The organism is Segatella copri (assembly GCF_009494835.1).
Classification (GTDB): Bacteria; Bacteroidota; Bacteroidia; order Bacteroidales; family Bacteroidaceae; genus Prevotella; species Prevotella copri_F.
Map to the genome: position 1 here is coordinate 203,248 of NZ_VZBE01000013.1, position 21,039 is coordinate 224,286.

Below are 21,039 nucleotides of genomic sequence, written 5' to 3' on the forward strand. Positions count from 1 at the left end.
TATCTCGAAAAAACGCAATATCTTTGCCATCGGAAACGGGAGATAAGATAGCTGAGGAAACTCCTCGGCTACTTGCTTCCCCAAAAATGAATAAACAATTAATATTTACAGCTAACAATAAAAGAATTATGGCAAATTTAGTGAATGCAAACGCAGCAAATGCAGCTCAGGTAGTAAAAGGTTATGCTTATAACCGCAGTTTGGTAAAGGCAGGTATCCTGCACTTCGGAGTAGGTAACTTCCATCGTGCTCACCTGGAGTTTATGACCAATATGCTCCTCGAGAACAATACCCAGCAGAACTGGGGTATCTGTGGAGCAATGATTCTCCCAGGCGATGAGCGTCTCTACCATGCCCTGAAGAAGCAGGACGGTGAATACACCCTTACCGTATGTGGACGTGATGACAGCATCCAGGTTTATCAGTTGGGTGCGCTCGTTGAACTCTATTGGGGCATTGAGGAGCAGGAACAGATTCTGAATAAGATTGCGTCTAAGGATATCAAGATCATCACCCTCACCATCACCGAGGGCGGATACAATATCTCTCGTCAGAGTGGCGAATTCATGCTCGACAATGCGCAGGTGGCTCATGATATCGAGAACCCTGCCAAGCCGGTTACAGCCTTCGGATATGTAGCTGAGGGATTGCGTCGCCGCAAGGCAGCAGGCAATGGTCCTATCACCATCCTCTCCTGCGATAATCTGCAGCACAATGGCAATACTGCCCGCAAGGCTTTCATGACTTTCGTGGGAGCTCAGGACAAGGAACTCGCTGCCTGGATGGAGGAGAACGTTACCTTCCCTAACTCAATGGTTGACCGCATTACTCCAGCTACCCGTCCTGCCGACATCGAGCGACTGAATGCTCAGAACGGCACTTGCGATGAGGCTCCTGTTTATTGCGAGGATTTCATCCAGTGGGTAGTAGAGGATAATTTTGCAGCCGGTCGCCCAGCATGGGAAACCGTGGGCGCTCAGATGACCGACGATGTGACTGCCTTCGAGAATATGAAGCTTTCTCTCTTGAATGCTTCACATACATTGCTCTCTTATCCATCTTTCCTCGGTGGTTACCGCAAGGTAGATGCAGCCATGCACGATGAGAGAATCCGTAAGTTTGTACGTGCCTTCATGGACGATGACATTACTCCTTACGTGCCAGCTCCAAAGGATACTGATCTCGAGGCATACAAGCAGTGCCTGGTTGAGCGCTTCGGCAACCGCATGGTCAGCGACCAGGTGGCTCGTCTCTGCTTCGATGGTGCCAGCAAGTTCCCGGTTTACGTAATGCCGAACCTGGAGAAGATGATTGCTGATGATGCTTCTGGCAAGCGCCAGAATGTGGAGTTCAAGCGTGTGGCTTACCTCTTTGCTGCTTACCGTCATTATCTGAAGTATCAGGTAGATGACAATGGTGATGCATTCGAAGTGGCAGATCCATGGCTTACCGTTGATGACCATAAGGCCATCGATAGCGATGATGCGCTCGATTTTCTCGGCATTTCAGCCTTTACAAGTACCGATCTCAAGGCTGCTCCTCATTTCGTAGAGCTTTACTTGAAGATGGTAGAAGACATCAAGGCAAAGGGTGCCATGAAGGTTTTGGAAGATGAAATCTTGTAATATAGAGAGAAACTCTTGAAAATAAGAGTCAGGTGTTTTTATGGATTGTTTAATTCGTCGAAACACCTGACGATAGCGTAACTTTCTCTCATTTAAACCTGGATAAACATGAAACAATCGATAACGCTTAGGAGTGCTGGACCATTTCTACTCCTGACATTCATCTATTTTATAGTGGGCTTCCTTACTACCGTCAATGGTCAGTGTCAGGGTCCCTTGAAGATAGCCTTCCTCTCGGAGGTTACCACTACCAAGAACTCCCTGGCAACGCTCATCTCCTTCGCTTTCTTCCTGGGCTATCTGCTCAATAGTGCGCAGACGGGACGTTTGCTCAACAAAGTGGGCTATAAGAAGACGCTCATCCGTTCGATGCTGGTAATGGTGCTGGGTCTCGCTTTCTATCTTGCTTCGGCGCTGATTGCTGAATATTGGGGTGGGGCAGGCGTGCATCTCTCGCAGGATTTCGTACCATTCGGATATTTCGTTTTCCTTTTCGGATCTTATCTGATGGGTACGTCAGCGGCAATGCTTCAGGTGGTGATCAATCCTTACATTGCAGCCTATCCTTTGCCGGGAACCCAACCGGTGCAGCGCATGAACTTCACCTGTGCGGTGAATTCTTTCGGTACTACCATCGCTCCTTTCTTCGTAACGGGCGTGATGTTTGCAGGTGTGTCCCTGGATTGTGTTTCTGCCGACCAGCTCACCATTCCATTCCTGGTAATGATGCTCATCATTGCCTTTACAACATGGAGCACTTCCAAGGCGAATCTTCCAGATATTGAAGGTACGAGAGAGGAGACTCAAAATGTGGAATCTGAAGGAAAGACAACTCCTTCTGATGATTCCAAAAATGCGAAGAAACGCAGCATCTGGTCGTTCCGCCATTTGAAATATGGTGTGATTACCATCTTCTTCTATGTGGGAACCGAGGTGGGAATCGGCAACAATATGAATCTCCATGCAATGGATCTGATGGGGCATGGTTACGATCTTTCTCCAGCCCTTCTTGCCACGCTCTATTGGGGTGGATTCATGATTGGCAGAATGGTTTCTGCCGGTTTGAAGAACGTAGCGCCTCGCCCTATGCTCCTCGTCGTTACGGTGGCGGCAATTGTATTGATGTCTGTTTCCATGTTTACCGAGAATCTCTGGCTGATGGCTGCTGTGGGATTATTTCATAGTGTGATGTGGAGTTGCATCTTTACTTTGGCGGTGGATGGCTTGAAGGAGTATACTTCCAAGGCTTCGGGCGTGTTTATGATGGGTGTATTCGGTGGTGCTGTATTCCCTGTGCTTCAGGGTTTGCTTGCCGATTATATCGGTTCGTGGCAGTTCACCTGGTTCGTTCCTCTCTTCTGCGAGTTCGTTATCCTCTGGTACGGACTTGTGGGGTATAAGAAGCAGGAGGCATAAAAGGCAATAGTAAGACATAAATTAAGAAGAATATCAAAAACTCGGGATGTTTCAGGTTAGAAGCATCCCGAGTTTTTTATTTTTAAGAGTTATTCCGCAATCTGATGAATCACATAGGTAACCACGCCCCAAATCATGAAGCGGTTGGTTTCATCTACCCGAATAGGGGAGAAGTTCTTGTTCCATGGGATGAGCCAGCCGAAGGTGCCGCTCTCATCCATCTTGAATTGCTTGATGGTGAATTCGCCATCTACGAAGGCGATGACGAAATTGCCGTTTGAGGGTTCTATCTGCCGGTCAACTACAGCTAGGTCACCGTCCAGAATGCCTGCATCCTGCATGCTGTCGCCAGATATGCGCACGTAGAAGGTGGCCTCACGATGGCGAACCAGAATATCGTTGAGGTCTATCTCTCCCTCCATATAGTCTTGTGCCGGCGAAGGGAAGCCTGCTTTTACGCTTTGCTCTGCCAGCGGAATAGGCATCTTGGCTCCGAATTCCGCAGGGTGAAATGTCAGTTTTATCTTGTTATCGTTATTCTTATTCATCTTGTTTTTACTTTCAGAATATCATGGATGTTCGTGGTAAACTGCTTCGACATGTACTCGCGTTTCAGGTCGAATCGGCAGTCTGTGCCTTGTATGGCCTGGCGTATGGTGCCATAACCATTCTTCCGGTTGATGGCGTCGATAGCCTCCATCAGCTTTTTTTGCTTGCTTCGGTCGATGGGGTCGAAGAGGTCTTGCTGGCGAGGATGGTCGGGTGAGATTTGCCACAGGATAACGCCAGCTTTCTTGAAGTGAAACGACATGTCGGAGCGATCGGGCCTGCTGTCTGCCATCGGTTTCGGGTATTTAGCCCGGAGAATGCTGAGGGCAGCACCTACTATTTCTTCCTGCGCATTGGTGGCGATGGGCAGGGTGAGGGAATCGTGGATGGTGTATTCAGGCACATGCTCGTTAAAACGGGACGTCCATGCGAACACTGTGATGCCCTGACATACGCTACCTTGTCTCCTTAATTTTTCTGTACAACGTACTGCGAAATTAGCCACGGCTTCTTCTATCACATTTTTGTCGGTAATGCCCTCGTTGGCAAAACTCCTGCTGGTGCAGATGCTCTTCTTCTGCGGCAATTCCTCGATGCTGATGCAGCTTTCGCCATTCAGTTCTTTCCATGTTCTTAGGGTGGTGATATTGAAATGGCTGCGGACCCAACTTTCTTGCTTGTCGGCAAACTGAGCGGCGGTTCTGATGCCCATATAATCGAGCTTTCGAGCTATCTGTCTGCCTATTCCCCATACATCTTCTATGGGGAAGAGAGACAGCGCCTTGTGTCTCCGTTCATCCGTGTCGATGAGGCAGCAGCCTTGGAAGCCCTTGTATTTCTTGGCGAATTTAGAGCCGATTTTCGCCAATGTCTTCGTTTCTGCAATGCCTACGGATATCGGGATTCCAACAGCCCGAAGTACATCTGCCGATATTTTGGAGCCATAGCGATGGAGCAGGCTATCGGGCTTTTCTGACAACTCGTCTATTGTCATTTTATTGAACAAAGTAGGATGGCCTTCCGCATGCTCCCGAAAGAAAACTTTCGCCATTGATTCGTCTGCCTCGAAGAAACTCTCATCGATAGAGTATTGGTCGATGCGTGGGGAATAATGGGATAGCATCGACATCACGCGGTTGGAGAGCGAACCGTAGAGCGTATAGTTGCTCGAGAAGATAGCCACTCCTTCAGCCTCCAGTTTTTCCTTCACCTGATAGAAGGGGTCGCCCATCTTATAGCCCAATGCCTTGGCTTCTTCAGAGCGTGCGATAACGCACCCGTCGTTGTTGCTCAATACAACCACGGGCTTTCCTGTCAGGTCGGGGCGAAACACTCGCTCGCACGAACAGTAGAAGTTGTTGCAGTCTGCCAGTCCTATCATATCTTATCATTAACACCTTTTGTTATCACCAGAAATCCTGGTATGATGTGCAAAAATACAAAAAATAATCCGAAAACGATAGTTTTTCATTCAAGTTTTTTTGTTGTTTCGTGATTTATTCTTACCTTTGTGGTCATAAGCTAGTATTGAAACATTATAAAACTGAACGAAATGAATGATAAGAATAACATGTTGGCATTGAGCCAGGAGCGTTTTTCGGCTCGCAAGTTTACTCCGGAGGCGGTGAGCCAGGAGAATCTGGACTATATCATGGAGTGTGTGCGCCTGGCACCATCGGCAGTGAACAGGCAGCCTTGGCGCTGGCTCATTGTGCGCTCAGAAGAGGCGAAGAAGAAACTGCAGGATTGCTACGACCGCGAATGGTTCAAGACGGCTCCTATATATATTATAGGTATGAAAAACGTGAATGAGAACTGGGTGCGCAGATATGATGAGAAACCGCATGGCGATATTGATGTGGCGATAGCGGCAGAGCATCTCTGTCTGGCTGCCACCGAAAAGGGACTGGGCACCTGCTGGGTCTGCAATTACGATACGGCGAAGATGCAGCAGTTCTTTGCTCGCGAGGGCTATGAGGCGGTGGTAATTATTCCTGTAGGTCATATTGCTGAAGACTGTCCATGCGCAGAGAAGAAGCGTAAGGAGATGAGCGAAATCACGGAAGAAATCTAGTTCTGAATATAAGAAGAAATCTAGATCTGAATATAAGAAGAAATCTAGTTCTGATATAAAATCTGGTACAAAAAAGAAGCTGTATGGAAATGAACGAAGAATCCATCCTGGCATGGAATATCATAGAAAAGACAAATGCCAACCTCTTCCTTACCGGAAAGGCGGGCACAGGTAAGACGACCTTTCTCAAGCGATTGAAAGAACTGTCACCCAAACGAATGATTGTGCTTGCTCCTACGGGCATTGCAGCCATCAACGCCGGAGGAATGACCATCCATTCGTTCTTCCAGCTTCCCTTCTCGCCTTACGTGCCGGGCACGACCTTTGGCAGCGGCGAACAGAAACGCTATCAGTTTAGCAAGCTCAAGCGCAATATCATCCACAGTATCGACCTGCTCGTTATCGACGAAATCAGTATGGTGCGCAGCGATCTGCTCGATGCTGTAGATTCTGTGCTTCGCCAGTATCGCAAGCGCCACGATTTGCCTTTCGGTGGTGTGCAACTCCTGATGATAGGCGATTTGCAGCAGTTGGCACCCGTGGTTACGCCACAGGAAGAGCATCTGCTGGGGCAGCATTATGATACTCCTTTCTTCTTCAGCAGCAATGCTCTGAAGCAGGTGGGTTATCTCACCATCGAACTTAAAAAGGTGTACAGGCAGCAGGATGAACAGTTTATCTCGCTGCTCAACCAGATTAGGGAGAACAAGGCTTCTGAAGCTACGCTGCAGGCTCTGAACCAGCGCTATATTCCAAATTTTGTACCACCTAAGGAGGGCAATTATATCAGGCTTACCACCCATAATGCGCCTGCCCAGTATATCAACGAACAGCAGCTTGCTGCCTTGCCTGCGCAGTCATTTTCTTTTACAGCAGATATAGAGGGCGATTTCCCTGAAACATCTTATCCGGCCGATTTCAAACTCACATTGAAGCCGGGAGCACAGGTGATGTTCATCAAGAACGACCCGCAGCACCGTTTTTATAATGGTATGATAGGCGAGGTGATAGGGGTTAGGACCGATGAAGATGGCAGCAAGATTACCGTTCGCAGTAAGGATTCGGGCGAGGAATTTGACCTGGAGAAAATGGAGTGGACCAATGCGAAATATACGCTGAACGAGAAAACCAAGGAGATAGAGGAGACGGTGGAAGGAAAATTCATGCAGTATCCTCTGCGTCTGGCGTGGGCGATAACTATCCACAAGAGTCAGGGACTTACTTTCGAACATGCCATCATCGATGCTTCTCATTCTTTTACCCATGGTCAGACCTATGTGGCGCTGAGCCGCTGCAAGACTTTGGAGGGCATGGTGCTCAGTCAACCGCTTTCTCGCGGAGCCATTATCAGCAGTCAGACGGTGGATGCATTCACCAGCCAGCTTGCTGCGCCTAGTCAGGAGCAAATCTGCAGTCTGGAGCTGCAATACATCATTTATTGCATCAGCGAACTCTTCGATTTTTATTCCATCAGAGCCAGCTATGAGCATCTGATGCGCTGCCTGGTAGAGTTTTTTAATGGTAAATATCCGCGCGTGGTAAGCGAGTATCAGAAGCTGCAGGTGGTGCTGAAGAGTCTGATAGCCGTATCGGATAAATTCCGTGTGCAGTATACGGGTATGCTTGCCCGAAATCCTGATGTAAGACAGGCTGAGCTGCAAGACCGTATTCATAAGGGAGCTATGTATTTTCTTGACAAAATCGGCATTCTGAGTGATTTAATCAGAAAGTCGAATCTTGATACAGACAACAAGGTGGCTAGGAAGCAGTTTGAAGACCGCTTCTCTGTTTTCTCAGAGGATGTAAAATTAAAAGAACGGCTTTTGAAGTATGAATGTAGTGCAGAATTCACGGTAACGGATTATCTGAAAAAGAAGGCGCAGTTCTTGCTATTGGATGTAGATGCCTCATCAGATAGCGGTTCGGGCAGAAAGTCAAGAAGACAGAAGAAACCGAATGAACCGAAGGTGCCGAAAACTCCTACAAGGGAAATCAGTTATAACCTTTATAAGCAGGGAATGACGCTGGAGCAGATAGCTGCAGAGCGGGGTTTAGTCAAGGATACGATTGCAGGTCATCTTGCTTCGTATGTGAAAGAAGGAAAGATTGGACTGCGGGCGCTGATTTCAAGTGCCCATGAAAAGAAAATCCGTGATTTCATGAAGGCTCATCCAGAATTGGAGCTTTTTAGTGAAATAAAGGAAGCTCTGGGAGCCGGTATTGAGTATTACGAAATCAAACTGGTTCATGATTTGATGGAGGGGGAATAAAGCATTCTTTCGCCATATTATAATAATAGCCGTAACTATATTTGCAGTAGTTACGGCTATTTTTTTTAAAATTATCTAGAGTTGGCTCACAGCCTTTTCCAGCTGCTGTAAAGCCTGTTTGATAACACTTCTTGGTGCAGCTACATTCAATCGCATGAATCCTTCTCCGCCAGAACCGAACATCTCTCCATCATTCAATGCCAGATGTGCCTTGTCGATGAATAGGTCGAGAAGTGCATCGTGAGAAAGATGCAGATCACGGCAGTTGAGCCATACGAGGAAGGAAGCCTGTGGACGCAAAGGGCGAATGCCCGGAATATGTTCACGGCAGTAATCTTCTACGAACCGGATATTGTCCTCAATATAGGCAAGCATCGCCTTGCGCCATTCTTCTCCCTTGCGGAAGGCTGCGATAGTGGCGATAGGAGCAAAGAGGGTTGGCTCATCCAACTCGTTAGCGCTTAACCATTTGTAAAATCTATTCCGAATATCTTCGTTTGGAATAATGGCGTAGCTGCTCACAATTCCAGCTATATTGAAGGTCTTGGAAGGAGCCTGGAAGGTGATACTGATGTTGCGTGCCTTGTCTGAAACCGAAGCAAACGGGATGTGCTTGTGGCCGAAGAGCGCCATATCCGCATGAATCTCATCGCTGATAACGAGCAGATGGTGCTCATAGCAGAAATCGGCAAGCTGCTGCAGGGTTTCTTTGCTCCAGGTAATACCGCCCGGATTATGAGGATTGCAGAGAATGAGAATCTTGCATTTCTCATCGCAAACCTTCTCGAGATTTTCGAAATCCATCTCGTAATATCCGTCTTCCCTCATCTTCAGCGGATTGAAGACCACCTCTCTGCCATTACCCTCTGGGGTGAGGCGGAATGGGTGATAAACGGGTGGCTGGATGATGACTTTTTCATCAGGCTGTGTGAAGACAGTCACCACGAGACCGATGCCTTTTACAATACCAGGAATGAATCTTATCCACTCTCGCTTCACATCCCACTGATGGTGATCGCGAACCCAGTCGATGATGCTAGGCAGATAATCTTCCGGCTCCATCGTGTAGCCGAAGAGTGAGTGCTCCAGACGTGCCTTGAGTGCATCTGTAATGAAAGATGGGGTCTCGAAATCCATATCGGCTACCCAGAGTGGCAGCAGATCATCTCGCCCCCAGCGAGGCAGCAGGGCGCCATGCTTCAGGTCGTCGCTGCCCGAACGGTCTATGACTTTATCGAAATTGTACATATTTTTACTTTGAACTTTGAACTTTGAACTTTATGATTAGCCCTTTTTACTCAGCCCTATTAACTATAAACTATCAACTATAAACTATTAACCGCTTGCTTGATGTCTTCGAAGAGATCATCCACATCCTCCAGACCTACGCTGAGGCGGATAGTAGTGTCTTTCACATCCATCGACTTGCGCATGCTCTCAGAGAATGCTCCGAAGATGGTGCTTGCCGAATGAATGGCGAGCGAACGGTTGTCGAAGAGGTTGGTGGCGCGATGGATGAGTTTCAGATTGTTCAGAAAACTGAAGCAGGCTTCCTTGCTCTCCAGGTCGATGCAGATCATGGCTCCCGCAGTCTTTCCAAACTGGCGCTGCGCCAACTCGTGATAAGGATTATCCTCCAGACCCACATAGTTTACATATTTTATCTGTGGCAGAGAGCGCAGCTTCTTGGCAAGCTCCAGGGCATTGCTGCTCTGCACACGATAGCGCGCATCGAGCGTTTCGAGTCCGATGGTCTGCATATAAGCCACCTGTGGAGTCATATAGGCGCCAAAATTGAAGAGCATTTCTCCATAGAGACGCTTGGCGAAATCGCCGTTGTAAGGAGTGCCGTAGTCGATAACCAGACCGCCGAGCGAAGTAGCACCGCCGCTTACATATTTAGAGCTGGAAACCACCTCAATATCCACTCCCAGACTCTTAGCCGAGAACTGTGTGAAAGGAATCACGGTAGAATCCACGACCAGCGGAACATTCTTTTCGTGAGCCACTTCCGAAATGGCTTTCAGATCGGCAACCTCCAGCTGTGGGTTGGTCAGGATTTCGAGGAAGACGCAGCAGGTGTCATCATCAATGGCTTCGCGCACGGCTTCGATATTGGTCAAATCGCGCAAACGCACCTTTACACCAAAACGACGCAGAGTGGCAACGAGCAGCGCATAAGTATTGCCGAAGAGATGCTTGGATGTAACAATATTTTTACCTTGTGCTGCCAGCGCCATGAAGGTGTTGCTGATGGCCGCCATTCCTGAGTTGAAGGCTGTGGCGTGGGCAGCATCGGTAAGGGCTGCCACACGGCGCTCCAGATTGGTTACCGTAGGGTTCTCTACGCGAGAATAATCAGGAGCCTTGATCTTGTCGGTGAATGCTTCTGCCATGACGGCAGCATTGTCGAATTCGTAGGCAAGGGTGTTATATACTGGCACGCTCAGCGAGTCGTATGCATCGCGGCGCTCATATTCCAAATGAATAGCTTGAGTCTGTTTCTTCATCATTCTGTTATTTTATGTGATATTTTTCGTGCAAAAGTACAAAAAAGAAATCAAATAGACAATAAATCGCATAAAAAAAAACGAGTTGCGAATGCTTTTTATGCATTGCAACTCGTTGGAGAGGGGTTTAACCCAACAATAACCTACTGGCTCATCCGATTAACTTAAAGATAACATTTGTAAGGCAAAAATGCAGCAAAAAGAGCAAATTGTAACAGAAATATTCGTTTATCTCGAATTTTATTTGTAATTTCGCACCAAAATCAAAATATGGATATTTATGAATAAACTGATTCTGAAAACAACAAAAAGCGGACTGCTGGCAGCTGCCCTGATGGCTTCAATCTCTGCCAGTGCCGAAACCATAGAGGTGAAAACGCTGAAATATGCAGGCCCCTATGCCGTAGCACAGCCTTGGATGGCTGACAGTGTGAACATCAAGGGCGAAGCGTTCGACCTTAAGCAGTTGCTCGATTCGCCGCTGTCTTTCACCTTATTAAATAAGGGTAAGGAGGTGACTGCAGCCCAACTCCTTGCCGACAAGCAGGATGCGCTCCATCTGGCTTCTTTCTGCGTTTCTAACACCCAGCGCACCAAAGCAACCATCGCGGTAGAAGGATTGGAGCAATACCGCCTGTTCGTAGACGGCGAACAGGTAGCGGTGAACGGCGATAAGGCTGAAACTATCCTGACTCCTTCGCAGCATACGGTTGTCATCAAATATCTTACCCGGAAGAATGCATCTTCTGATAAGAAATCTATCAAGTTGACCGTAACCGCAGCCAATGGTGCTCCGCTTTCTGTAGGCGATGCGGCAGCCAAGCGCGCCTATAACATCTATGATGTGATTTGTGCGCCCAACTATCCGAGTGTTTCTATCTCACCAAACGGAAAGTTTATCGTAGTTCGGAAAACATGGGTCGATAGAAAAGGTAATAACCATAGCATTAGCGAATTGCGCAACTCTCAGACTAACAGAGTGATGGCAACATTTGAGGAGAGTGTAAAATGGATGCCTGCAAGTAATAAACTGTATTTCACCCAGAAGGCGAGCGACAGCAGTATTGCCGGAGAAGAAAAGCAGGATGGCACATTGCAGCTCATCACCATCAATCCGCTGACGATGGAGCGCGAAGTGCTGGCAAGCCATCTTCCTGAAGGCTGGTTCCAGTTTACACCCGATGAGAAGACGCTTATCTATACGCTCACTACTGAAGGCAGAAAAAAGGATCCGCAAGTTTATGATGTAAAAGAACCGGAAGACAGACAGCCTGGTTGGCGCGAGCGCAGCAATCTCGCCAAATACGACCTTGCATCGGGCATTCTCCAGCCGCTTACCTTCGGTTACCACAACATCTATCTGATGGATATTTCTGCCGATTCGCGTTATCTGCTGATAGGCAAGGGAGAAGAGCGACTCACCAAGCGTCCTACAACCCTGACATCATTCTACCGCCTGGATTTGGGCAGTATGAATACATCTTCAGCCACAACGCCAAAGGTAGAAACCCTGATAGAAAAGGGCGAATTCCTGAACAGCGCCCAGTTCTCACCGGATGGCAAGAGCATTCTCGTGAGCGCTTCGCCGGAAGCTTTCAACGGCATTGGAAAGAATGTGGAAGAAGGACAGACACCTAGTATGATTGACACCCAGCTCTATCTGATGACCTTGTCGGATAAGAAGGTTCGTCCGCTGACCAGGGATTTCAATCCGAATGTGCTGAGCACGGAATGGAGCAAGGTCGATGGAAACATCTATTTTACAGCCGAAGATAAAGACTGCGTGCATCTCTTCCAGCTCAATCCGAAATCGGGCAAGTTTACGCTTCTCAAGACTCCTGAAGAGTACATCAAGAGTTTCTCTATTGCCTCTTCTGCAGCAGAAATGGCTTTCTCCGGTCAGAGTGCATCCAATGCCGACCGACTCTATAAGATGAATACGAAGGCGCTGAAATCGCAATTGGTTGACGATTTGAGTGCGCGCGAACTGAAGGATGTTGAACTGGGCGAATGCAAGGCTTGGAATTTTGTCAATTCAAGAGGCGACACCCTTTGTTGCCGTTACTATCTGCCACCTCATTTTGATGCAGCCAAGAAGTATCCGATGATAGTAAACTATTATGGCGGATGCAGTCCTACGAGCCGCATGTTCCAGAGCCGTTATCCTCATCATGTTTATGCAGCGATGGGCTATGTAGTGCTGGTTGTAAATCCTAGTGGAGCCACCGGATTCGGTCAGAAATTCTCAGCCCGCCATGTAGATACGGCAGGCGAGGGAGTGGCAGAAGACATCATCTCCAGCACCCAGGCTTTCTGCGATGAGCATGCTTTCGTGAACCGCAAGAAGATTGGCTGCATCGGCGCAAGCTACGGCGGATTCATGACCCAGTATCTTCAGACCAAGACCGACCTCTTTGCTGCTGCCATCTCGCATGCAGGCATTAGCGACCACACCAGCTATTGGGGTGAAGGCTATTGGGGCTACAGCTACAGCGAAGTTTCTATGGCGAACGAGTATCCTTGGACCAACAAGCATCTCTTTGTAGATCAGAGTCCGCTCTATAATGCCGACAAGATTCATACTCCGTTGCTGTTTGTTCACGGCACGGCAGATAATAATGTGCCTGTGGGCGAGAGTATCCAGCTCTATACTGCGCTGAAACTTCTTGGCCGTCCTACGGCGATGGTATTGGTAGATGGTCAGGATCATCACATCATCGACTACGAGAAGCGACTGAAATGGCAGAACACCATCTTTGCCTGGTTTGCCAAGTGGTTGCAGGACGATGCTTCCTGGTGGACGGAAATGTACGGAGATGAAAAGATGTAGTTGAAGTTTCGGCAGAAATGCCAGCTTCAGTCTCTATCAAATAAAAAAGAGATTATGTTCCTGTAAGTCGGGAATATAATCTCTTTTCTTTTATATGTTTATTTCTTGCAGTTTAGCGTGATAAGCAGAGAAATCATGGCGAAGGCGATTCCTACGATGCAGACGCCTAGCCAGTCGGCTTGCGTCCAGACATAACCGGCACAGAAAGTGCCTAGCGAACCACCGATGAAATAGCTGGTCATGAAGATGGTGTTGGCGCGGTTGGAAGCCTGCGGAATCTCCTGCAGGCAGCCACTCTGATTGCTGAGCTGCTGGCATTGCAGACCGATGTCAACCAGCATGATGGCTGCGATGAGTCCAGCATAAGTGTCGCCGAAAATCAAGGCTATTGCCCAGGCGATGATCTGCATTCCTGCTCCGAACAGACTGAATTTTCGAATGCCAAACCTAGGAATCAGTTTTCCTACACCACTGGCTGCAACGGCTCCCATGATTCCGCAAAGTCCGAGCATTCCTACCATATCACTTCCTGCGCTGAAAGGTGGCTGCGCCAGATGGAAGGCAAGGCAAGACCATATTGCCATCATACTGCCGAACCCGAAGGCTGCACGGATAGAGTAGATGCGGACAGAAGGATGGAAAAAGAAAATCTCTGCTATGGTGGTCATCAGTCCTCTGTAGGTTCCTACATAGTTGCGCTTCATTTCAGGCATCATCAGCAGCATGATTCCCATGCAAACCACCATCACGAAGGCAGCTATGATAAACATCTCCCGCCATCCCAGCCATTCGCCGATGTAGCCGCTGATGACTCGTGAGGCGAGAATGCCCGTCAGCAGTCCGGAGAGTACAATGCCCATATTCCTGCTCTTGTTTTTGGGTTCCGAAAACTGTCCGGCTATCGGAATGAAGAACTGCGGAATCACCGAACAGGCGCCAATCAGCAGTGAAGCTCCCCAGAGCATCCATACGTTTTGCGCTGCAGCCATCACGATTGCCATCAATGCAGCAATGGTCATATTGACAAGGATGAGTTTCTTGCGCGAAAGCATGTCGCCCAAGGGGATGAGGAAGAATAAGCCCAGCGCATAACCTATCTGGGTAATGACGGTGATGAGGTTAGCCTTCTGCTCGGTAATATCCAGGTCGTGGCGGATGAGTTCGAGAAGCGGCTGATTGTAGTAGCAGTTGGCTACGGTGAGTCCTGCGACGATAGCCATCATCAGGAGAATGCTGCGGGGAATGCCCTGATTTTCTTTTAGCTGTATCATTTTCTGTCTGTTTGTTTCTTTGTTTTGAGTGCAAAGTTACGAAAAAATTCTCGGCAATCAAAGTTTTTGGGCTCGATTTCTTGGAAAAATCTTCTCTCTCAGGCAGAAAATCTTCTCTCTCAGGCAGAAAAAGTTTCTGTTCTTTCCCTCGCGCGCGTACCTTATTATATGTATATAGGGACGCTGAGAAGAGGTGTTGGCGCACACCCTTGTTACGCTAAAAAACACCGAAAAGTGTTAAAATTAGGCTGTTTCCGAGCACACTAAAAACTTTAACCTTTGTTAGCACTTCGTAAGTAGTTGATTTATAGCGATTTGTAATTTTGTTACAAAATCACCTAAAAAAAAATCGCAAAAAAAAGAACAACGTATCAAAAAAATGCTTACCTTTGCATCGTTCAAAAGAACAAATGATTGTTTTACAGATTTTAAAAAAGCAAAGAAAATGAAGAAATTAGTTTTTATGTTCGTAGCTATCGCAGCTATCTCTTTCGCATCATGTGGTAACAAAACAGCTCAGAACACAGCTTCTGCTGATTCTGACACAGCTCAGGTAGATACAACTGCTGCTGACACAACTGCTGCTGATACAACTGCTGCTGATTCTGCTAAGTAATTTGAAATTACTTGCGAACGAAAAAATGAGAGAAACAACCGCTGGACTTCGGTCTAGCGGCTTTTTTCGTTTTATAGACCCTAAGGTCTTTTTGGGGAGAACGCCCTGAAGGGGCAGAAGCTCCTAGCCCAGGGCAACACCCTGGGGATGAAAGCAATCATCAATGCGCCCTGTAAGGGTAAAAGCTTAAAAGAAACCAAAGAAAAAGATAAATATATGATAGATTCAAGTGCCTTCCAAGGTAAAAAGGCAGCTTACTATACGCTAGGCTGCAAACTCAACTTCTCTGAAACTTCCACTTTTGGCAAAATGCTCGAAGATATGGGCGTCATTACTGCTAAAAAGGGGGAGAAAGCTGATATTTGTCTGATTAACACCTGCTCGGTAACAGAAGTTGCCGATCATAAATGCCGTCAGGCTATCCACCGGATGGTGAGAAACAATCCGGGCGCATTCGTTATCGTGACGGGCTGTTATGCGCAGCTCGAATCTGAGAATGTCAGCAAGATAGAGGGTGTAGACCTCGTGTTGGGTGCTAACGAGAAGGCGAACTTGATTCAATATCTCAGCGATGCATGGGCGCAGAAATTTGCTCAGGAAAACGGATTGACTGCTCTGGCTCCTCAGAACAGCGATGCTGCGTCTCTTCATCAGCATTATAGCGTGAAGACGAAGGAAATCAAGACCTTCCAGCCTTCTTGCTCGCGTGGCAACCGTACCCGTTATTTCCTGAAGGTGCAGGACGGCTGCAACTATTATTGCACCTATTGCACCATTCCTTTTGCCCGAGGCAATTCGCGCAACCCGAGCATCCAGTCGCTTGTGGCTCAATGTGAGCAGGCGGCTGCTGAAGGTGGTAAGGAAATCGTCATTACCGGTGTGAATATCGGTGATTTCGGACAGACTACCCACGAGCGTTTCGTCGACCTTGTCAAGGCGATGGATCAGGTAGAAGGAATCAAGCGTTACCGCATCTCGAGTCTGGAGCCTGATCTCTGCGATGATGATCTCATAGAGTATTGTGCCCAGAGCCGTGCTTTTATGCCTCATTTCCACATTCCTCTGCAGAGCGGAAGCGATGAGGTGCTCAAGCTGATGCACCGCCGTTACGACAAGGCGCTCTTTGCCCACAAGGTGAATCTTATCAAGGAGAAAATGCCTGATGCGTTTATCGGTGTCGATGTGATGGTGGGCTGTCGCGGCGAAACTCCGGAGTGTTTTGAAGAATGCTATGAGTTCCTGAAGAGTCTGCCTGTTACCCAGCTTCACGTCTTCCCTTATTCTGAGCGTCCGGGTACGGCTGCCTTGAAGATTCCGTATGTGGTTGACGAGAAGGAGAAGAAGAAACGCTCCAAGCGACTGTTGGAGTTGAGTGATCAGAAAACGCAGGAATTCTATGCTCAATACATCGGTACAGAGGCTGAGGTTCTCTTCGAAAAGGCGCCAAGAGGCAAGGCAATGCATGGATTCACCAAGAACTATATCCGCGTAGAACTTTCATCGGCTCTCGCCAAGGAAGAATACGACAACCAGCTTATCAAGGTTCGCCTGGGTGATTTCAATCACGATAAGACGGCGCTGAAGGGAGAGCTTCTTTAGTTGATAGTTAATAGTTTATAGTAAATAGGGCTAATCATAAAGTTCAAAGTCCAATGTATTACAACGATTTTGGAACATGGATCCGGAAGCAGTTTCCTGATTTCCGTGTTCAGAAGATTTCGATAGACGCGGGATTCTCCTGTCCTAACAGAGATGGGAGGATTTCGAGTGGCGGATGTACGTATTGCGACAACCGCACCTTCAATCCCAGCTATTGCGACCGGAAAAAGTCGATTACTGAACAGCTGGAGGAGGGAAAGGCTTTCTTCAGCAGGAAGTATCCTGATATGAAATATCTGGCTTATTTCCAGGCTTATACCAATACATACGCCAGGGTGGAGCAACTGAGGCAGATGTATGAAGAGGCTCTTGAGGTGGAAGATGTGGTGGGAATCGTTATCGGAACCCGTCCGGATTGTGTGAGCGATGAATTGCTCGATTATCTGGAAGAACTGAACCGCCGAACCTTCGTGCTGGTGGAATATGGCATTGAGAGTGCCAATGATGAAACCTTGAAACGCATCAACCGCGGACATGATTTTGCCTGTTGCCGTAGTGCTGTGGAGCGTACTCATGCCAGGGGAATCCTTACGGGTGGCCACATCATCATCGGTTTGCCGGGAGAAGATGCGGAAGAAAGTCTGCGCCAGGCTCCTCTCATCTCTTCCTTGCCGCTTGATATTCTCAAGATTCATCAGATGCAGATTATCAGGGGCACCCGACTGGCACAGGAATATGCTGAGCACCCCTTCCATGTTTACACGGTAGAGGAATATATTGATGTCATCGTGAAATACATCCGTCTGCTCAGAAAGGATTTGGTGCTGGAGCGCTTCGTCAGTCAGTCGCCCAAAGAACTGCTGATTGCTCCCAAATGGGGACTCAAGAACTATGAGTTTACCAATCTCCTGAATAACAGATTAAAGAGTTTACAATAAATATGGCAAAAGTAGCAATCGTTATATTAAACTGGAATGGACAGAAGATGCTGGCAGAGTATCTTCCGAATGTCATCGAATATTCCCGTCAGGATGCTGAAATCTGGGTGGCAGACAATTCTTCTTCTGATGGTTCGATGCACCTTCTGGAGACTCAGTTTCCTCAGGTGAAGACCATCGTGCTGGAGCAGAATTTCGGCTTTGCTGAAGGCTATAACCGTGCCTTGAAGCAGATTGATGCAACGTATTATGTGCTCCTGAATAGCGATGTGGAGGTTTCGCATCATTGGCTTACACCGCTCATCGAGTTTATGGATTCGCATCAGCAGGTGGCAGCCTGCCAGCCTAAACTGCTTGCGGAATACGATAAGGACAGTTTTGAGTATGCTGGTGCTTGCGGCGGATTCCTCGACAAATACGGCTATCCGTTCTGTCGCGGCCGCATCTTTGATACGGTAGAGCGCGATAACGGGCAGTATGATTACCAGCAGGAAATCTTGTGGGCTACGGGTGCCTGTATGATGATCCGCTCAAAGGATTATTGGACTGCCGGAGGTTTAGACGGCCGTTTCTTTGCTCATAATGAAGAGATAGATCTTTGCTGGCGCTTGCGTCTGATGGACAGAAAAATCTACTGCATTCCTGAGAGTGAGGTTTATCATGTGGGTGGTGGAACCCTGCCGAAAAGCAATCCGATGAAGACTTATCTGAATTTCAGAAATAATTTAACCATGCTTTATAAGAATCTGAGTGATACGGAGTTGTCTCATGTAATGCGTATGCGCAGATTTCTGGATTACCTTGCTGCTTTCGAGACATTGGTTCTGAATCGCAACTGGGGTGACTTCAAGGCCATCTTCAAGGCGCGCAGGGCTTTCAAGGCATGGAAACATGAGTTTGACGAAGATCGCAGAAAGATACAGGCGAGTAGGGTGAAGGAGGAGATTCCGCAGGTTTATAATCTCTCTATCATCTGGCAATATTACGCCAAGGGTAAAAAACTCTTCTCGCAGTTGTAGACTATTCATAAACAAACTTAAAAATAAAAATCTATGATGAAAAAACAAATGATGATGGCGCTGGTTTCGCTGATGGTTCTGTCAGCCCAGGCGCAGGCTAATTTCCAGGTGTCGGTTTCCAATCCTTCCAAGGTGGCAAGAACCGATGCTCCGGTGGTGGTAGATCTCAGCAAGTTGGGCGCTATTGGCGATATTCAGCGCGCTGTAGTAACCGTTGACGGCAAGGAGATTCCTTCCCAGCTCGACGACACCAACCGCGATTGTACCAACGATGAACTCTGTTTCCTTGCCGATTTGGGCAAGAAAGAAACCAAGACCTATCAGGTACATCTCTATCGTGAGGGTGAGCAGGCACAGTATCCGGCTCGTACCTTTGCCGAACTCTGTCTGCCAAGCAGAAACAGGAAGCTGGCTAAGAACAGGCAGGATATTTATCTGCGCAGCATCTCGTTTGATAAGAAGACCAAGGACCCTTATCACTACGTCCATTCTCATGGCATCTGCTTCGAAAGTGAACTGATTGCCATGCGTGTTTATTTCGACCATCGTCAGACCATCGACCTTTATGGCAAAATCAACAAGGGGCTGGTGGTTCAGGATACGCAGTTCTATCCTTCAGAAGAGCAGATTCAGGCTGGTTCGGGCGATGATTGCCTCTGGGTAGGCAATACCTACGGGCTGGGTGCGCTCCGTGGCTGGGACGGTAAAGACCAGGTGCTGTTCAACAACGTGAAATACCAGGAGCAGCGCGTTATTTCAGAAGGTCCGCTCCGTGCCATCGTCGAGGTAGTGGATAAGGGTTGGGTTCCGGCTCCGGGCTTGCAACCAGTCAATGCCACCATCCGTTACACCATCTATGCCGGTCATCGCGATTTCGATGTAGATGTGTTCTTCAACAAGGATGTTTCTGATTATCAGTTTGCTACCGGACTCATCAACGTAAAGGGTTCCAGCGAATTTGCTGATGGCAAGGGCTTGCGAGGCTGTTACGGCAGCGACTGGCCAACAGGCAAGGACGATGGAAAGCACAAGCTGGAAACCGTGGGCTTGGGCATTTATGTGCCACAGGCAGCCCTGGTAAGTCAGCAGCCAGCCAATAAGGATTGCTATACTCAGGTGGTGAAACCTACAGGCAGCCAACTCAGTTATAAACTTGCTTATACCAGTGCCAACGAAACCTATGGTTTCAAGGGCGAGAAGGAGTGGTATGAGTGGTTGAAAGCCTGGAAGAAGCAGATAGAAGAGCCGGTCAAGGTTTCAGTTTCTGTCATCATCCGATAAGCAGTTTCTTTTATCATCCGATAAGCAGAAAAAACTGCGCAGATAGCCAGTAATGAGCAAAAATGCCTTACGTTTTGCTCATTGCTGGCTATTTTGCAAACAAATTTAAGAGAAAAACCCATTTTTTTTGCGAATACGTATGATTTTTTAGCAAAAAAGCTTGGTAATTTAAATAATTTTTAGTATTTTTGCAGACGTAACTCGAAGATTTGTAAATTATCGTGAAAAGGTTTTTTAATTATATAGTCATATTAGCAATCGTGCTTCTCAGTTCGGCCTGCGAGTTTAAGTTCAAGCCGAACGAGGAAGGAGAGGCTGTGCCCCTGTCAGTACAGCGTTACGACCGATTGGAAAGCAGATATCTTACTACCGGTGATTTCTCAGCCCTGCAGCAGATGAACACCGATTACCCGATAGAAACCCGTACGCTGATAGAGAAAATGCTCCAGCTTGGCACCATTACCGACGCCAATATCAGCAACCGTTTCCTCATGTTCTATCAGGATTCTACCCTGCAGTCACTTATTGCCGATGCTGAGGCAGAATTTGCCAATATGGAAGACATCAACGAGCAGCTGAAATCTGCCTTCTCACGTCTGAACAGTTGGATTCCGGAGCTCCAGCAGCCTTGTTTCTATGCCCAGATTGGCGCTCTCGACCAGAGCATCGTAGTAGGACAGCACTCAGTAGGAATTTCGCTCGATAAATACATGGGCGAAAACTATCCGCTCTACAAGAAATTCTATACGCCACAGCAGCGCAGCACCATGTCGCGCCAGTATATTGTGCCAGATTGCCTTACCTTCTATCTGCTGAGCATCTATCCGATGGATCAGTTCGACACCCGTCCGCAGCTCGACCGCGATCTGCACATGGGCAAGATTATGTGGGCTGTCAACAAGGCGATGGGCAAGGAGATTTTCAAGACCAAGTATGTGAAGACAATCTGCGCTTATGTAAAGCGCAACCCTAAAGTAACAGTAGAACAACTGCTCAAGGACGAAGATTATTCGCCTATTGAGGCATTACATAAAGATTAAC

At 47.7% G+C, this 21,039-nt stretch carries 16 protein-coding genes; 11 read left to right on the forward strand and 5 right to left on the reverse strand.

Annotated features, from left to right (window positions below; translation table 11 throughout):
* Positions 1 to 128: 128 nt before the first annotated feature.
* Positions 129 to 1,625 (forward strand): mannitol dehydrogenase family protein, encoded by a 1,497-nt coding sequence (locus F7D47_RS02945; RefSeq protein WP_153086300.1) that lies wholly within the window; start codon positions 129 to 131, stop codon positions 1,623 to 1,625.
* Between the two features lie 108 nt (positions 1,626 to 1,733).
* Entirely contained in the window at positions 1,734 to 3,041 is a 1,308-nt protein-coding gene (locus tag F7D47_RS02950; RefSeq protein ID WP_153086299.1) for an MFS transporter, read from the forward strand.
* 89 nt (positions 3,042 to 3,130) lie between these two features.
* Here F7D47_RS02950 and F7D47_RS02955 read toward each other — a convergent pair whose 3' ends face one another.
* Both F7D47_RS02955 and F7D47_RS02960 read right to left on the reverse strand, forming a co-directional pair.
* A complete protein-coding gene (locus F7D47_RS02955) occupies positions 3,131 to 3,589 on the reverse strand; it encodes a LexA family protein (RefSeq protein WP_022122043.1) in 459 nt (152 codons plus the stop codon).
* Positions 3,586 to 4,971, reverse strand: a complete 1,386-nt coding sequence (locus F7D47_RS02960) for a Y-family DNA polymerase (protein WP_153086298.1) — start codon at positions 4,969 to 4,971, stop codon at positions 3,586 to 3,588. Before F7D47_RS02960 ends, F7D47_RS02955 begins: the two co-directional genes overlap by 4 nt.
* 171 nt (positions 4,972 to 5,142) lie before the next feature.
* On the opposite strand from F7D47_RS02960, the gene F7D47_RS02965 reads away from it, so the two are divergent.
* A complete protein-coding gene (locus F7D47_RS02965; protein ID WP_153083945.1) occupies positions 5,143 to 5,664 on the forward strand; it encodes a nitroreductase family protein in 522 nt (173 codons plus the stop codon).
* Between the two features lie 83 nt (positions 5,665 to 5,747).
* On the forward strand, positions 5,748 to 7,934 hold the full coding sequence (locus tag F7D47_RS02970; protein ID WP_153086297.1) for a helix-turn-helix domain-containing protein: 2,187 nt from the start codon (positions 5,748 to 5,750) through the stop codon (positions 7,932 to 7,934).
* Between the two features lie 75 nt (positions 7,935 to 8,009).
* Here the strand turns inward: F7D47_RS02970 and F7D47_RS02975 are convergent, their stop codons facing one another.
* The gene (locus tag F7D47_RS02975; RefSeq protein ID WP_153086296.1) at positions 8,010 to 9,182 is read right to left on the reverse strand and encodes a MalY/PatB family protein; all 1,173 of its coding nucleotides are present in this window, start codon (positions 9,180 to 9,182) and stop codon (positions 8,010 to 8,012) included.
* A gap of 77 nt (positions 9,183 to 9,259) precedes the next feature.
* Entirely contained in the window at positions 9,260 to 10,444 is a 1,185-nt protein-coding gene (locus F7D47_RS02980) for an aminotransferase class V-fold PLP-dependent enzyme (protein ID WP_153086470.1), read from the reverse strand.
* Between the two features lie 280 nt (positions 10,445 to 10,724).
* On the opposite strand from F7D47_RS02980, the gene F7D47_RS02985 reads away from it, so the two are divergent.
* On the forward strand, positions 10,725 to 13,274 hold the full coding sequence (locus F7D47_RS02985) for a S9 family peptidase (RefSeq protein ID WP_153086295.1): 2,550 nt from the start codon (positions 10,725 to 10,727) through the stop codon (positions 13,272 to 13,274).
* Positions 13,275 to 13,372: 98 nt separating this feature from the next.
* Here the strand turns inward: F7D47_RS02985 and F7D47_RS02990 are convergent, their stop codons facing one another.
* Positions 13,373 to 14,545, reverse strand: coding sequence for an MFS transporter (locus tag F7D47_RS02990; RefSeq protein WP_153086294.1), 1,173 nt, complete (start codon positions 14,543 to 14,545; stop codon positions 13,373 to 13,375).
* 445 nt (positions 14,546 to 14,990) lie between these two features.
* Between F7D47_RS02990 and F7D47_RS14685 the strand changes: the two genes are divergently transcribed.
* The 6 genes from F7D47_RS14685 to F7D47_RS03015 all read left to right on the forward strand — a co-directional run bounded on the left by F7D47_RS14685 (position 14,991) and on the right by F7D47_RS03015 (position 21,038).
* Positions 14,991 to 15,161, forward strand: coding sequence for a hypothetical protein (locus tag F7D47_RS14685; protein ID WP_194252635.1), 171 nt, complete (start codon positions 14,991 to 14,993; stop codon positions 15,159 to 15,161).
* Positions 15,162 to 15,377: 216 nt separating this feature from the next.
* Positions 15,378 to 16,760, forward strand: a complete 1,383-nt coding sequence (gene mtaB / locus F7D47_RS02995; RefSeq protein ID WP_153086293.1) for a tRNA (N(6)-L-threonylcarbamoyladenosine(37)-C(2))-methylthiotransferase MtaB — start codon at positions 15,378 to 15,380, stop codon at positions 16,758 to 16,760.
* A gap of 53 nt (positions 16,761 to 16,813) precedes the next feature.
* Positions 16,814 to 17,698: a TIGR01212 family radical SAM protein gene (locus F7D47_RS03000; protein ID WP_022122033.1), complete on the forward strand. Its 885-nt coding sequence runs from the start codon at positions 16,814 to 16,816 to the stop codon at positions 17,696 to 17,698.
* A 2-nt stretch (positions 17,699 to 17,700) separates the two neighbouring features.
* Positions 17,701 to 18,717: a glycosyltransferase family 2 protein gene (locus tag F7D47_RS03005; protein ID WP_153086292.1), complete on the forward strand. Its 1,017-nt coding sequence runs from the start codon at positions 17,701 to 17,703 to the stop codon at positions 18,715 to 18,717.
* Positions 18,718 to 18,750: 33 nt separating this feature from the next.
* The gene (locus tag F7D47_RS03010) at positions 18,751 to 19,998 is read left to right on the forward strand and encodes a DUF4861 domain-containing protein (RefSeq protein WP_153086291.1); all 1,248 of its coding nucleotides are present in this window, start codon (positions 18,751 to 18,753) and stop codon (positions 19,996 to 19,998) included.
* 260 nt (positions 19,999 to 20,258) lie between these two features.
* On the forward strand, positions 20,259 to 21,038 hold the full coding sequence (locus F7D47_RS03015) for a gliding motility protein GldB (RefSeq protein WP_228113421.1): 780 nt from the start codon (positions 20,259 to 20,261) through the stop codon (positions 21,036 to 21,038).
* The last annotated feature ends 1 nt before the right edge of the window (position 21,039 follow it).

Coding starts and splice junctions, on each gene's coding strand:
- F7D47_RS02985 (WP_153086295.1), top strand. CDS start 10,725: ATGAATAAACTGATTCTGAAAACAACAAAAAGCGGACTGCTGGCAGCT.
- F7D47_RS03000 (WP_022122033.1), top strand. CDS start 16,814: ATGTATTACAACGATTTTGGAACATGGATCCGGAAGCAGTTTCCTGAT.
- F7D47_RS02990 (WP_153086294.1), bottom strand. CDS start 14,545: ATGATACAGCTAAAAGAAAATCAGGGCATTCCCCGCAGCATTCTCCTG.
- F7D47_RS02965 (WP_153083945.1), top strand. CDS start 5,143: ATGAATGATAAGAATAACATGTTGGCATTGAGCCAGGAGCGTTTTTCG.
- F7D47_RS02960 (WP_153086298.1), bottom strand. CDS start 4,971: ATGATAGGACTGGCAGACTGCAACAACTTCTACTGTTCGTGCGAGCGA.
- F7D47_RS02945 (WP_153086300.1), top strand. CDS start 129: ATGGCAAATTTAGTGAATGCAAACGCAGCAAATGCAGCTCAGGTAGTA.
- F7D47_RS14685 (WP_194252635.1), top strand. CDS start 14,991: ATGAAGAAATTAGTTTTTATGTTCGTAGCTATCGCAGCTATCTCTTTC.
- F7D47_RS02950 (WP_153086299.1), top strand. CDS start 1,734: ATGAAACAATCGATAACGCTTAGGAGTGCTGGACCATTTCTACTCCTG.
- F7D47_RS02980 (WP_153086470.1), bottom strand. CDS start 10,444: ATGAAGAAACAGACTCAAGCTATTCATTTGGAATATGAGCGCCGCGAT.
- F7D47_RS02975 (WP_153086296.1), bottom strand. CDS start 9,182: ATGTACAATTTCGATAAAGTCATAGACCGTTCGGGCAGCGACGACCTG.
- F7D47_RS03010 (WP_153086291.1), top strand. CDS start 18,751: ATGATGAAAAAACAAATGATGATGGCGCTGGTTTCGCTGATGGTTCTG.
- F7D47_RS02955 (WP_022122043.1), bottom strand. CDS start 3,589: ATGAATAAGAATAACGATAACAAGATAAAACTGACATTTCACCCTGCG.
- mtaB (WP_153086293.1), top strand. CDS start 15,378: ATGATAGATTCAAGTGCCTTCCAAGGTAAAAAGGCAGCTTACTATACG.
- F7D47_RS02970 (WP_153086297.1), top strand. CDS start 5,748: ATGGAAATGAACGAAGAATCCATCCTGGCATGGAATATCATAGAAAAG.
- F7D47_RS03005 (WP_153086292.1), top strand. CDS start 17,701: ATGGCAAAAGTAGCAATCGTTATATTAAACTGGAATGGACAGAAGATG.